We start from the raw sequence: 13,802 nt of genomic DNA on the forward strand, positions 1-13,802 counted from the left end.
AAAACTATTTTGAAATTAGAAGCAGTAAGTATCTTCTGCGACTAATTTTGCTGCAATTTTTTCTCTAAGTGCCACAACATTTGGCAGGTTAGTATATTTAGTGAAACGTTTAAGTCCCATTAACATCATACGTTGTTCGTCACCTTCAGCGAAAGAAGCGATTCCTTCTTTTCCTCTTAAGTTTACGATATCAACCGCTTTGTATAAGTATAATTTTGCCATAGCGATTTGCTCCTGAACTTTGTCTTCGCCTTGAGCTTTTGCTAATTTTTCAGTTCTCAAAATTGTACTTTCAGCCATATAGATTTCGATTAAGATATCTGAAGCTGCCATCAATAATTGCTGGTGAGCATCTAATTCTGGACCATATTTTTGAACAGCACTTCCTGCAACCATTAAGAAAACTTTCTTAAGGTTAGCAATAATTCCTTTTTCTTCAGAGAATAATTCAGAGAAATCTGGAGTATCAAAAGAAGGAATTCCCATTAATTCTTCTTGAACTTTCATTGCTGGTCCAAGTAAATCAACGTGTCCTTTCATTGCTTTTTTGATCAACATACCCACAGAAAGCATTCTGTTGATTTCGTTTGTTCCTTCATAGATACGAGCGATACGAGCATCTCTCCAAGCACTTTCCATTGGAGTATCTTCAGAGAATCCCATTCCACCAAAAATCTGAATTCCTTCATCAGAACAAGATTGAACGTCTTCAGAAACAGCAACTTTCAAGATAGAACACTCGATAGCATATTCTTCAACACCTTTCAATTCTGCTTCTTGATGAGAAGTTCCTTCTGCTTCACGAGCAGCGATTCTGTCTTCGATGTCTTTTGCAGCACGGTAAGAAGCACTTTCTCCAGCGTAAGCGTTAGTTGCCATTTCAGCCAATTTAGAACGGATAGCTCCAAAAGATGCAATAGGCGTGTTGAACTGAATTCTTTCGTTAGCATATTTTACAGCTCCAGAAGTAACTCTTCTTTGCGCATCTAAACAAGCTGCAGCCAATTTAATACGACCAACGTTTAACGCGTTCATAGCAATTTTGAAACCGTTTCCTCTTTCAGACAACATGTTTTCAACAGGAACTTTTGTTTCGTTGAAGAAAACCTGACGAGTAGAAGAAGCACGGATTCCTAATTTATGCTCTTCCTCATTCATAGAAATTCCGTTTGAAGGATCGTTTTCTACGATGAAACCTGTAATATTTTTATCATCTCCAATACGAGCAAAAACGATGAAAACGCTGCAGAAACCTGCATTCGAAATCCACATTTTTTGTCCTGTGATTGAATAGTATTTTCCATCTTCAGATAAAACAGCTTTTGTTTTTCCTGAGTTCGCATCAGATCCTGCGCCTGGCTCAGTTAAGCAATAAGCACCAAACCATTCTCCAGAAGCTAATAACGGAACATATTTTTTCTTTTGTTCTTCTGTACCATAAAGTGTAATTGGCATAGTTCCAATTCCTGTATGCGCACCGAAAGCAGTTGAGAAAGACCCTGTTGCTCCAGAAATGTAGTCACAAACCAACATTGTAGAAACAAATCCCATTCCTAATCCACCGTATTCTTCTGGAACTGCAACTCCTAAAAGTCCTAGTTCACCAGCTTTACGCATAGAAGCTTCTGTATAAGCGTAATCTTTTTTCTCAAAACGATCTTTATGCGCCCATAATTCTTTATCAACGAACTCTTTTACAGAGTCACGCATCATTAACTGCTCTTCCGAGAAATCTTCTGGTGTGAAGATATCTTCGCATTTTGTTTCTTTAACTAGGAATTGACCTCCTCTTGTTTTGTCGCTCATGACTTTTTTGTTTTTTAGATTGATAAGATGAAAGAGGCAAGAAGCAAGATTTTTAATTTAACTTGCTGATGAAGCCTGTTGTCATCCTTTGAAATTCAATTATTTTGTTTTCTAATTTTTCTGTTTTTTCTTTTGTTAAATAGTTGTTTTGACAAGCTATCAACAGTTGTGTTTGTAATTCAAATGACGAGCCTAAACTAATATTCAAATAATGTTGAAAGTGTTTATTTCCTCTGTTTGAACCTTCAGCAATATTAGAAGGCATTGAAACAGAACATCGATTCATTTGACTAGTCAAACTATAAGTTTCTGATTTAGGAAAAGTGGCAGTTAGTTTATAGATGTCATTAGTGATCTCCATAGCTAAAATCCAAATTTTCAAATTCTTAAAATTGTGTCTCATGTTTTTTTGAGGCAAGATAAGAAAGAAAAATTAAAGTAAGTTTTTTACTACTTTTTAAAACCTTAGTTTCAAAACCTATTCATTCCAAAAATAAGTCTTGCTTCTTGCTTCTTTCCTCTCAAAAAAACTACAACACCTCGTAAATCCCCGCAGAACCTTGCCCAGTCCCCACACACATAGAAACAATTCCGTATTTATTTCCTCTACGTTTCATCTCATCAAATAACTGAACAGAAAGTTTAGCACCAGTACATCCTAGAGGGTGACCTAAAGCAATTGCTCCACCGTTAACGTTTACGATTTCTGGATTAATGTTCAATTCGCGAGTTACTGCTAAAGCTTGAGAAGCAAAAGCCTCATTTAATTCGATTAACTCGATATCGTTTAAAGTTAATCCTGCTTGTTTTAATGCTTTCGGAATTGCTTTTACAGGACCAATACCCATAATTCTTGGTTCAACACCAGAAGAAGCAAAGTTTACTAGACGTGCGATTGGCTCAAGGTTTAATTCTTTTACCATTTCTTCGCTCATGATTAAAACAAATGCAGCGCCGTCGCTCATTTGAGAAGAGTTACCCGCAGTTACACTTCCGCCAGCAGCAAAAACTGGTTTTAAACCTGCTAAAGCTTCTTTAGAAGTTCCAGCTCTTGGGCCTTCGTCTTTGTTTACAACGTAAGATTTAGTTTCTTTTTTACCATTTTCGTTGATGAAAGTCTGTTCAACAGTAATCGGAACGATTTGTTTATCGAATTTTCCTTCTGCCTGTGCTTTCAACGCTTTCATATGTGAGTTGTAAGCAAACTCATCCTGATCTTCTCTAGAGATTTTGTATTGGTTCGCCACCGCTTCAGCAGTTAAACCCATTCCCCAGTAGTAATCTTCGTGACCTGCTGCGGCAACTTTATAATCCGGAGTTGGTTTGTAACCTCCCATCGGAATATAACTCATACTTTCTGCACCACCCGCGATGATACAATCTGCCATTCCTGACTGGATTTTAGCAGTTGCCATTCCAATAGTTTCTAATCCAGATGCACAGTAACGGTTTACAGTTACACCAGGAACATCTTCTACTTTTAATCCCATTAAAGAGATCAAACGTCCAACGTTAAGACCTTGTTCTGCTTCCGGCATGGCATTTCCTACCATAACATCATCGATACGGTTTTTGTCAAAATTAGGCAGTTCGTCCATCATAAACTGAATGGTTTCTGCAGCTAATTCATCAGGTCTTTTAAATCTAAAAACACCTTTTGGAGCTTTTCCAACTGCTGTTCTATATGCTTTTACTATATATGCTGTTTTCATTTGTTTTTCTTTTTTTAAGATTGGTAGAAGCAAGAGGCAAGAGGAAAGAGAAAACTTTGTTTTGAAGTCTTGCTTCTTGGCTCTTTCATCTTATTCTCTAGTTACGAAGCGGTTTTCCTTTAGTCAACATGTATTGAATTCTTTCTAAAGTCTTACGTTCTGTACATAAACTCAAGAAAGCCTCACGTTCGATATCTAATAAATATTGTTCAGATACTAAAGTCGCTTCAGATAAATCACCACCAGCCATTACGTAAGCCAGTTTGTTGGCAATTTTCTTATCGTGTTCAGAAATGTATTTTCCAGCTTCCATCTGATCTGTTCCAACTAAGAACATACCTAAAGCTTGTTTTCCTAAAACTTTAATATCATTTCTTCTGATTGGCTGTGTATAACCAGCTTCAGCCATTAACAACGCATGTTTTTTAGCTTCAGCGATCTGACGATCTTTGTTTACAACGATAATGTCTTTTCCGTGTTGAAGAAGTCCAGTGTCAAAAGCTTCATAACCAGAAGTCGAAACTTTAGCCATTGCGATTGTTAAGAAATATTCTTGAAGAACGTTCAATTCCACATCGTTTTTGCGGAATAAATCTGAAGCTCTTAAAGTCATTTCTTTGGAACCACCACCGCCAGGTATAACTCCAACACCAAATTCAACTAATCCCATGTAAGTTTCTGCAGCAGCAACTACTTTATCAGCATGTAAGCTCATTTCGCATCCACCACCAAAAGTCATTCCGTGAGGTGCAACAACAACTGGAATAGAAGAGTAACGAACACGCATCATTGTATCTTGGAACAATTTAATAGCCATATTCAATTCGTCGTATTCCTGCTCAACAGCCATCATGAAAATCATTCCGATATTAGCTCCAACAGAGAAATTCGCTGCTTGGTTTCCAATAACTAAACCTTGGTGTTCTTTTTCTGCTAATTCAATTGCTTTATTGATAGCTTGTAAAACATCGCCACCAATTGTATTCATTTTAGATTGGAATTCTAAGTTTAAGATTCCGTCTCCTAAATCTTGGATAATTGCTCCACTGTTGCTCCAAACTTTTTTGCTTTCGCGAATGTTGTTCAGAATAATAAATGAATCTTGTCCAGGAACTTTTTCTTGTGATTTTGTTGGAATGTTGTAGAAATAAGTAGCGCCTTCTTTTACAGTATAAAAACTTTTGCTTCCAGAAGCTAACATTTCATTTACCCATGCAGCAGGCTCTAAACCTTCAGCTTTCATGATTTCGATTCCTTTTTCAACACCAATTGCATCCCAGATTTCGAATGGACCATTTTCCCATCCAAAACCAGCTTTCATGGCATCGTCAATTTTGTAGAATTCGTCTGTGATTTCAGGAACTCTGTTAGAAACGTAAGCAAACATTCCAGCAAAGCTTTTGCGGTAGAATTCACCCGCTTTATCAGTTCCTTTTACTAAAACTTTAAAACGATTAATAGGTTTATCGATAGTTTTAGTTAATTCTAAAGTTGCAAAATTTGCTTTTTTTGCAGCTCTATATTCTAATGTATTTAAGTCTAAAGAAAGAATATCTTTATCTACTTTTTTGTAAAAACCTTGTCCAGTTTTGCTTCCTAACCAGTTATTCTCCATCATTTTGTTGATGAAATCAGGAAGTTTGAACAATTCGTGTTGTTCGTCGTTCGGACAGTTTTCGTAAATACCATTGGCAACGTGTACCAAAGTATCTAAACCAACAACGTCAACTGTACGGAAAGTAGCTGATTTTGGACGGCCAATAACTGGTCCTGTCAATTTATCAACTTCTTCGATAGTTAATCCCATTTCTTTTACAAGGTGGAATAAACTTTGGATTCCGTAAATACCAATTCTGTTTCCAATAAACGCCGGAGTATCTTTAGCAACAACCGAAGTTTTTCCTAAGAATTTAGATCCGTATTCATTTAAGAAATCCAATACTTCTTTTGAAGTTTTTGGACCAGGAATAATTTCAAATAATTTTAAGTAACGCGCAGGGTTAAAAAAGTGAGTTCCGCAGAAATGCTGTTGGAAATCTTCGCTTCTTCCTTCACTCATAAAGTGAATTGGAATACCAGAAGTATTAGAAGTAACCAAAGTTCCCGGTTTACGGAATTTCTCGATTTGTTCAAAAACCAATTTTTTGATGTCTAAACGCTCAACAACAACCTCAATAATCCAGTCAACATTGGCAATTTTTGCCATATCATCTGTTGTATTTCCAGTCGTAATTCGGTTTGCGAATTTCTGACTGTAAATAGGAGATGGTTTAGATTTTAATGAATTCGCCAAATGTTCGTTTACCACACGGTTGCGAACGGCTTTACTTTCAAGTGTTAATCCTTTTTTAGCTTCAGCTTCGGTCAGTTCACGCGGTACAATGTCAAGAAGTAAAACTTCGACACCAATGTTAGCAAAATGACAAGCTATACCTGAACCCATAATTCCGGATCCAATTACAGCAACTTTTTTAATTGTGCGTTTCATAATTTGTTACTATTTGTTTGTAGGAGGAAAAGAATGTTATTCTTTTTCTGTGTTTTCTGTTTGATTAAATATGTTTTTATCGTGAATCAGTTCGTTAATGATTTCAGAAACTTCGATAAAATGATTCAGTTTTTCTTCCGAAACATGTTTTCTAACGGTTTCATTAAACTTTAGAACTGTATTTTTAGATAAATCTCTTTTTTCTTTGCCAAAGTCAGTTAGATAGATTAAAACACCTCTACCATCGCTTGGGTTTTTCTTGCGAACAATTAAACCTTTTTCTTCCATAGACTTTAAGGTTCTTGTTAAGCTGGTTGCTTCCATGCCCATTCTTGGACCAAGAGCCGTTGACGGAGTTCCTTCTTCCTTGTCCATACTTAAAAGAGCAAATCCAGTCGCCATTGTTGCATCGTACTTTGCAGCCTCTTCATTATACATTCTTGAAACAGCTTGCCATGTCGCTCTCAAAATATAATCTATCGTTTTATCTTTCATAGGTAACTATATCGATTTCAAATATAATTAAAAAATACTATGCATGCATATAATTTTTTAATAAATTTTTGGTTGGTTATAAAATATCCCTGATTTAGAGGGTTTTGGTTGTTTATTTTTAAGTGTAATATACTATTCTTTTTTTAGATTTTAACATTTTTAATGCTGTAAAAATCCTTTTTTAGTTTTTAAAACGCATTTAATTCTGTATTCTGTAAAAAATTATGCATTTATTTCAGTTGGTTTTTCTGAATCGTAGCGTGAAATAGCATCTTGAAGCATCTTTTTCATACGATTTCTCAGACCTTCTGGCTTTAAAATCTCCAAACAGCTTCCAAAACCTAACAGAAGTCTTTCCATTTCATAATTTGGTATTACATATATATGTATAATAACACTTCCGTCTTCGTTTTCTTTAATCAAGCGCTGAGAAGTATGTAAAGGTTTTGTGAGAACATAAGGTGCATTAGAAGCATCAACCCATAATTCGATACGCCTTGCGTTTAATCCCGAATTTACAGTAACACCAATTACATCTTTATAATAAATATCGGCATCAAAATCTTCTTCTAAATATGGATGATTAAAATCGTAGTCAATAGAAATGATTCTGTCCAAAGCCAAATTGGTAATAGGCTGTGATGCTTTTTTCTTTCCGATCAAAAACCAGCGATTATTAAATTCTTTCAAGATAAAAGGATGAAAATGGAATTTTGTTTCCTCAGCAGATTTAAAAGATTTATACGTGATAACCAGAACCATTTTCTTGATAATCGCCTGATATATTTCATCCAGATAATGAAGTCCTTTTAGTTTCTCATTTTTGTCCAGATAAATAACGGGTTTGGTATGCGACTTTTCGGCGTAGATTTTATCTTCCAATCGCTGTAGAATATCTGATACATCATTAAAAAGAGAAAAATCTTTAAATTGCTTTAACATCGAAACCGTTTCGGTCAAAACATTCATATCCGTTTCCGTCAGCGGAATATCGGTTATCGAAAAATCTTCGTCTTCATATTTATAATACTTTTTGTCGTAAACAACAATTGGCGCATTATAACCCAATTTTTCACTTCGCATCAGCTGAATATCCATTTGAATGGTTCGCTTGCTGATTGGGTTTTCTCGACCTTCATATTCAAACAAAGCTTCAGAACAGCATTCGATTAAATCTTCGAGAGTCCATTGCCGGTATTTATTCTGCAGGCATTTATCGATCGTTTTGTACCGAATTAAGGCGTTTTTGTTTTGTGACATTGTTGTGTTGTTTAAACGTAGAGACGCAATTCATTGCGTCTAAACATTGTAGATATTCGTTGTGGATAATCATTGGCTGTGCGTCTAACACATTGTGGATATATTCGTTGTGTAGACGCAATGAATTGCGTCTCTACATTAATAATGAAATCTCTTTTTCAATATTAATTCTTGCTTTTTCTTCATATAAATTCCTAAACTCATCGGTTTGAAAAATAAATTCATTTTCCAGAAAATGCTTCAACGCTTTTGCACGCCCAGGTTTGTAAAAAAAATCAGGATAAATGCGATATTCTTTTCTAATTTGTTCAAAATAGATTTTATAATCTTCCCAATCTTTGGCGAGGATTTTCAAATCAAAATCGATCAACCAATTAATATCTTCAATTTCATTTTGCTGATGTTGCTGTGTAGCGCAGATTGCATCAAAGATTAATTGTTTATTTAGATTGCTATTTTCAGATAAAACAGCCAAAGCATATTCGGCACTTTTGAGTTCATTATCTTTTTTGGAAGCCGAATAAACAAAATCATGATAAAAAATAGAAAATAATATTTCGTTTGGGTTTTCAAGTTTATCACGATAGACTTCAAAAAGGGCAATCATTTCTTTTAAATGCGTGAGATTATGGTAATGTCTTGATTTTTTGGAATATGCCTTTTCTAGATCCAACCAGTTTTGCTGAATTTCATTATCCTCAAAACCAATATTAAGAAGTAAATCACTGTAGATTTTATTCAAATTCATCTTGTTTTTTACTCAAATTTAAAATTCTTTTTTTACTGCGCAAAATAATTGCGTAGTGGTTTTGAAATCTTTGTTCAGGAAATAAAACAAATAGTATTTCTAAAAAATGGAAACAAAAATTTTACTACGCAAAATAACTGCGCACTAGTTTTAAAATCTTTGTTCAGAAATAAAAACAAACGTTCATAGAAATAAAAAAAGAATAAAATAGGTCAAGTTTGAGTTACTTCGAAAACACTTTCCAATGTACCACTTACACCATTACCTTTTTATTTTACAATCATAATTGGGGCAGTAGCTCAGTGGTAGAGCAGGTAGTTTTGAAATTATCCATCAAAGGTCAATCAAAATTTACTTCTTACACTTTTAATGTCCGTGTCGTGGGTTCGAATCCCACCTGCTCCACAATTAATGGTCAATTGAAACTTACTTCAGAAAATTGGTTACTACGGTTCGAGTCCGGCAAGTTTTAAAATCATCATTAATAAAAAACGAGGGTCAAAATTAGCTTACTTCTCGGGGAAACCCACAAACTTCCAATTTGAATCAGCTAATTCATTACACTCAATTTCAGGTCAAGTGTTTCTTACTTCAAAACTCTTTTAGGTAGAACTCAGAAACGCAATTATCTAAATTTTAAAAATTAAAAAAATGAAAACAAAAGAATTATTAAAAATCAGTTTACGTCAAAATGCAATTTTCATTCCGTCAGAAATGATTACGAATGACGTTAAAAATTTATCAGGAACAACATCAGTTTTGTTAGCCAATGTTTCTAAACTTGGATTTACATTTTCTGAGTCATTGCTTTATGCTTTAAACAACGTAAACCCAAAATATAAAATCGAGGTTTTAGAAGTTTTGAGAGAAGTTCTGGGAACTGATAAAAACTGGACGCCATTGGTAAAAGAATGGAATATTCCAACCAATGAATCTGTTGTAGATCATATCATCACTTTTTTCGGAAATGTTTTCCAGACTAAAAACGGAACAACTTTACAATGCGGACATATTATCCCAGACAATACTTTTCCATTAGAAAGATACAACGGTTGTCCGTTCTGTGGAACTCCGTTTGAATTTGGTAAACTGGAAAATATCGGACAAGGAAGCAAATTGAAAATATTGGAATTATGGTCAGAAAAAGATTTAAATGATTTCTATATATCGTTATTGCAATCAAAAACCGCTTTAGACGCTACTCAGGTAGATAGTTTAAAAATAGCGATGCAATACTTGCCTTTACCAAAAACAGAAGTAGCAATGAAGGAAACTTTAATGCTAGTAATCGATCTTTTGATTGAAAATGGTAAGGAAGACCAAGCGTCTCAGTTTTTGAAAACGCCAACTGATATTTTAAGATATTTATGGTATAAAAACACAGGAATGCTTCAAATTATCGAACCAAAAACGATTATCAAAAGAACATCAAAAAATGCGCAGCATTTCCATAATGTTTTAGATACAAGCGTTCAGGCGAGAATTGCGTCTCAAAAAGATTTGAAACTTAAATATTCCCGAAAAGAATGTTTAATGGTCGCAAACTGGCTGAATAATATGAACATGGACGTTGAAGCGATGTGCGAAACGATGCATCCAAAAAGAGGAATGTGGGTTCGTTTTATCCGAGCGCTTCGTTTGGCAGAATACAGCAAAAGAAAAGGGTTCGAAAAATTGAACTTTTTAATGGATGTATTCTACAATCAAGTGTACGACGTTTGGCAAAGCAAAGTGAATTCGTCAAGATTGAAATTTGATGCGGATAAGACTTTTGCCTTATTGAAACAGCGTCCAGGATTATTTGCCCGTTCGTTATTTTCGAATATGTTATGGTTTGGAGCTGATGAAACAATCGCTCATTTTGAAGAAATCATCGATAAAGTTCCGGCTCGATTGGTGTTTACTTTGAACATGTATGCTCAAAATTATTTCGATAAAAACATGCAGAGAAGTGTGAAACCTTTGGGTGGAACAAACAAACGAATTGGTGCAAATCAGTTGTTGGGATTATACGAAGATTTTCAGTTAGAAGAAATGAAAACTAACATCGAAGAATTATGTCTTTTGGCTATGAAAAAACGATTTGCTTCAGTTCCTAATACCAACAAAACGATCTATATCGATCCGCAATTGTTTAATATTCCGGTTTCTATTGGAGACCGAAGCGAAACCGTTCAGGATTTGCCGGTTGCTTTAATGGGAACACGTTTCCCGGTTGAAGGTAACGAAGTGCGATTGTTTATGCAGTGGGGTAAAGATCTTCCTGCACAACATTTGGATATGGATTTGAGCTGTCATATTGCCTACGAAGACCGTTCAGATATTTGTTCTTTCAGCCGATTGACGACTACAGGTTGTCAGCATAGTGGAGATATCCGAAGCATTCCGAATAAAATTGGAACAGCCGAATATATCAACATCAACATCGACGAATTGGCAAAAGCCAAAGCAAAATTTGTAACTTTTACTTGCAATGCGTACAGCAACGGAAGTATTACGCCAAATTTGGCTGTAGGTTGGATGAACAGCAAACACCCGATGAAAATTTCGGAGAGAACTGGCGTAGCGTACGATCCGTCGTGTGTAGATCATCAGGTTCGTGTAACGCAGAATATTGCCAAAGGTTTGGTTTTTGGAGTGTTGGATGTAGCCAAAAGAGAAATCGTTTGGTTAGAGATGACATTCGGAGGTCAGGTTGTAGGTGGTTTGGATTTCAAAGGAGTTCAGGCGCTATTGGCAAAACTAAGCAGCAAATTGAATATTGGTAATTTGTTACAACTAAAAGCGGAAGCTCAAGGTTTAACAATCACCGAAAATGAAATTGCCGATGAGGTGTATACAGCACAATGGGCTATGAACCCTGCGGTTGTTACGCAGTTGTTAATAGATTAGGTACAAAGGTTCAGAGAGGCAAAGGTTCAAAGGTTTTTGTAGAGGCGCACTGCTGTGCGTCTCCGCAAAGATTGGTAAATTTAATCTCGCAAAGGCGCAGAGTCGCAAAGTTTTTTTTGCCACAGATTATAAGGATTAAAAGGATTTTTTTATCTGTTGAATCTGCGTAAAAAAAATTTACACAAAATAACTGCGCAGTGATTTTTGAATCTTTGAAAAATAAATTAATAGTTATGAGAAATTCAGAATTTGAAATCCATCCTTTTGATCAAGCTTTCTACATTGAATCTTTATTAAAGAAAACACATTCAGTTTTAAATGATGCTAAATCATTAAATAAATTTTGGATGAAGAGGAACTATCATTGTAAAAATGACGATATGATTCTAGATTTATTTGAGAATATTATTCTTACTGCGGGAGGAATTTCCAGATTTTTTTGGCCTTCAAGCAAAAAAGTACATCATAAAATTAGAGGGGAAAAACTACGAGAAGTTTATGAAATTAATGATTCAAATGTTTTAAAAAATCGAGACATGCGGAATCACATCGAACATTTTGATGAAAAATTAGATGATTTTTTAAAAGAATTTTCTACATGGAAAGTAACGCGAAAGTATGTGGGACCATTAACTTTTGTAGATGATAATAGAACATTTTTCAGAGCATATTTTTATGATAAGGATATTTTTAAAATGTTCAATGTAGAATATGAAATGGAACCAATTATAAATGAGATCAAGAGAATTCACGAAATTTTATTATTACAAAAAGCGAATAGTGGACGATTTTAAAATAACTGCGAAGCAGTAAAAAAAACTTTGCGCCTTTGTCGCTTTGAACCTTTGTCCCTTAAAAAAAGAAACAATGAAAACACAAATAAACGGAACAGATATATTAGAATTAGGATTCCCAGAAGGAAAAATAATCGGGATTGCCTTAAAAATAAACAGCAAAAGAAACGGATTCACAAGAGACGAAATGATAACAAATTTCAAAAACGTCTTAGAAATTCCTGAGAATTATATCGACGATAAAATCTTCAGCAAATTGGCTGTGGCTTTAATCGAAAAATCGAATGAAAAACCAGAAGATTTCATTGCTTTAAATCAGAATCCGAATGCGTATTCGGCTTACGGATTGGACCATATCGAAGACGGAGCCAGAAAACAAATGGAAGTTGCCATGAAACTGCCTGTGACGGTTGCGGGAGCTTTAATGCCAGACGCACACCAAGGTTACGGATTACCGATTGGCGGAGTTCTAGCCACAAAAAATGCCATTATTCCGTATGGTGTTGGGGTTGATATTGGGTGTAGAATGGCGCTGTCGGTTTATGATATTCCAGAAGATTTTTACTTTGAAAACGAAGCCAAATTCAAAAGAGAATTAATCGCAAATTCTATTTTTGGAGCAGGTCACGGATTTCACGGTCAGTACAAATCAGATCATGCGGTTTTGGAAAACGAAGCTTTCAATATGAATCCGTTTGTGAAGAATCTGAAAGATAAAGCCTGGTCGCAATTAGGATCTTCGGGTGGCGGAAATCACTTTGTAGAATTCGGAATCATGGAATTTGCCAAAGACGATGCGGTTCTAAATATCCCAAAAGGAAAATACGTCGCTTTGTTAACGCATTCAGGTTCACGCGGAATGGGAGCAACCATTGCCGGACATTATACCAAAATTGCCAAAGACGAGTGCAGACTTCCAGAAGTAGCCAAAAACTTGGCATATTTAGATATGAATTCGCAATTAGGTCAGGAATATTGGCTGGCGATGAATTTGGCGGGAGATTACGCTTCGGCTTGTCACGAGATTATCCATAACAAAATGGAACGCGCTTTGGGTGCGACAATTTTAGCCAAAGTAGAAAACCATCATAATTTTGCCTGGAAAGAAATCTGGAACGGCGAAGAAGTGATTGTACATAGAAAAGGTGCAACTCCAGCCGGAAAAGGCGTTATGGGAATCATTCCGGGAAGTATGACCGCACCGGGATTTTTGGTGAGAGGAAAAGGCGAGGAGAACGCCATCAATTCCGCTTCGCATGGAGCAGGAAGACAAATGAGCAGAACCCAAGCCATAAAAAACATCACACAAGCCGAAATGAAATCGATCCTGAGAGATCATGGCGTTACGCTTATCGGAGCAGGTCTTGACGAAGCCCCAATGGCATATAAGGATATCAATCAGGTGATGGAAGCGCAGAAAGAATTAGTTGATGTTGTTGCCAAATTTACACCGAAACTGGTTAGAATGGCGGACGACGGAAGCCGAGAAGATTAGTTTCTTCTTTAGGTTCAAAGTGACAAAGTAACAAAGGTGCATAGGTTTTTTTACGCAGATTTTGCAGATTCCAGCGGATTAAAAAAGATTTTTATAAATAATCTGCGCATAT

General features: G+C 35.6%; 10 protein-coding genes and 1 tRNA gene. 4 read left to right on the plus strand and 7 right to left on the minus strand.

The genetic code is table 11. The annotated features are described in order from the left end of the window. Window positions 1–15 precede the first annotated feature (15 nt). The 7 genes from ABXT06_RS03250 to ABXT06_RS03280 form a co-directional block, all read right to left on the minus strand. Window positions 16–1,806 carry an acyl-CoA dehydrogenase FadE gene (locus tag ABXT06_RS03250; protein WP_354589450.1) on the minus strand — a complete coding sequence of 597 codons (1,791 nt, stop codon included), beginning with the start codon at window positions 1,804–1,806 and terminating at the stop codon, window positions 16–18. Between the two features lie 52 nt (window positions 1,807–1,858). Next, window positions 1,859–2,209: a four helix bundle protein gene (locus ABXT06_RS03255; protein ID WP_354589451.1), complete on the minus strand. Its 351-nt coding sequence runs from the start codon at window positions 2,207–2,209 to the stop codon at window positions 1,859–1,861. A 127-nt stretch (window positions 2,210–2,336) separates the two neighbouring features. Continuing rightward, window positions 2,337–3,518, minus strand: coding sequence for a thiolase family protein (locus ABXT06_RS03260; protein WP_354589452.1), 1,182 nt, complete (start codon window positions 3,516–3,518; stop codon window positions 2,337–2,339). Between the two features lie 97 nt (window positions 3,519–3,615). Next, window positions 3,616–6,006, minus strand: coding sequence for a 3-hydroxyacyl-CoA dehydrogenase/enoyl-CoA hydratase family protein (locus ABXT06_RS03265; RefSeq protein ID WP_354589453.1), 2,391 nt, complete (start codon window positions 6,004–6,006; stop codon window positions 3,616–3,618). 36 nt (window positions 6,007–6,042) lie between these two features. Next, window positions 6,043–6,501 (minus strand): MarR family winged helix-turn-helix transcriptional regulator, encoded by a 459-nt coding sequence (locus ABXT06_RS03270; protein WP_111288579.1) that lies wholly within the window; start codon window positions 6,499–6,501, stop codon window positions 6,043–6,045. A gap of 222 nt (window positions 6,502–6,723) precedes the next feature. After that, window positions 6,724–7,761, minus strand: coding sequence for a helix-turn-helix transcriptional regulator (locus tag ABXT06_RS03275; RefSeq protein ID WP_354589454.1), 1,038 nt, complete (start codon window positions 7,759–7,761; stop codon window positions 6,724–6,726). A gap of 133 nt (window positions 7,762–7,894) precedes the next feature. Next, window positions 7,895–8,509 (minus strand): HD domain-containing protein, encoded by a 615-nt coding sequence (locus ABXT06_RS03280; protein WP_354589455.1) that lies wholly within the window; start codon window positions 8,507–8,509, stop codon window positions 7,895–7,897. A 288-nt stretch (window positions 8,510–8,797) separates the two neighbouring features. On the opposite strand from ABXT06_RS03280, the gene ABXT06_RS03285 reads away from it, so the two are divergent. The 4 genes from ABXT06_RS03285 (at window position 8,798) to ABXT06_RS03300 (ending at window position 13,690) form a co-directional block, all read left to right on the plus strand. Then, window positions 8,798–8,914, plus strand: a tRNA-OTHER gene (locus tag ABXT06_RS03285). Between the two features lie 246 nt (window positions 8,915–9,160). Further along, entirely contained in the window at window positions 9,161–11,401 is a 2,241-nt protein-coding gene (locus tag ABXT06_RS03290) for an RING finger protein (RefSeq protein ID WP_354589456.1), read from the plus strand. Between the two features lie 233 nt (window positions 11,402–11,634). Further along, entirely contained in the window at window positions 11,635–12,195 is a 561-nt protein-coding gene (locus ABXT06_RS03295) for a hypothetical protein (protein ID WP_354589457.1), read from the plus strand. 73 nt (window positions 12,196–12,268) lie between these two features. Further along, complete coding sequence (locus ABXT06_RS03300) at window positions 12,269–13,690, plus strand: RtcB family protein (RefSeq protein ID WP_354589458.1); 1,422 nt, start codon at window positions 12,269–12,271, stop codon at window positions 13,688–13,690. Window positions 13,691–13,802: the final 112 nt, after the last annotated feature.

Origin of the sequence: Flavobacterium sp. UW10123, assembly GCF_040538975.1 — a bacterium.
Classification (GTDB): Bacteria; Bacteroidota; Bacteroidia; order Flavobacteriales; family Flavobacteriaceae; genus Flavobacterium.

Excerpts from the sequence above, each read along its gene's own strand:
- ABXT06_RS03250 (WP_354589450.1), bottom strand. The coding sequence starts at position 1,806 with ATGAGCGACAAAACAAGAGGAGGTCAATTCCTAGTTAAAGAAACAAAA.
- ABXT06_RS03255 (WP_354589451.1), bottom strand. The coding sequence starts at position 2,209 with ATGAGACACAATTTTAAGAATTTGAAAATTTGGATTTTAGCTATGGAG.
- ABXT06_RS03260 (WP_354589452.1), bottom strand. The coding sequence starts at position 3,518 with ATGAAAACAGCATATATAGTAAAAGCATATAGAACAGCAGTTGGAAAA.
- ABXT06_RS03265 (WP_354589453.1), bottom strand. The coding sequence starts at position 6,006 with ATGAAACGCACAATTAAAAAAGTTGCTGTAATTGGATCCGGAATTATG.
- ABXT06_RS03270 (WP_111288579.1), bottom strand. The coding sequence starts at position 6,501 with ATGAAAGATAAAACGATAGATTATATTTTGAGAGCGACATGGCAAGCT.
- ABXT06_RS03275 (WP_354589454.1), bottom strand. The coding sequence starts at position 7,761 with ATGTCACAAAACAAAAACGCCTTAATTCGGTACAAAACGATCGATAAA.
- ABXT06_RS03280 (WP_354589455.1), bottom strand. The coding sequence starts at position 8,509 with ATGAATTTGAATAAAATCTACAGTGATTTACTTCTTAATATTGGTTTT.
- ABXT06_RS03290 (WP_354589456.1), top strand. The coding sequence starts at position 9,161 with ATGAAAACAAAAGAATTATTAAAAATCAGTTTACGTCAAAATGCAATT.
- ABXT06_RS03295 (WP_354589457.1), top strand. The coding sequence starts at position 11,635 with ATGAGAAATTCAGAATTTGAAATCCATCCTTTTGATCAAGCTTTCTAC.
- ABXT06_RS03300 (WP_354589458.1), top strand. The coding sequence starts at position 12,269 with ATGAAAACACAAATAAACGGAACAGATATATTAGAATTAGGATTCCCA.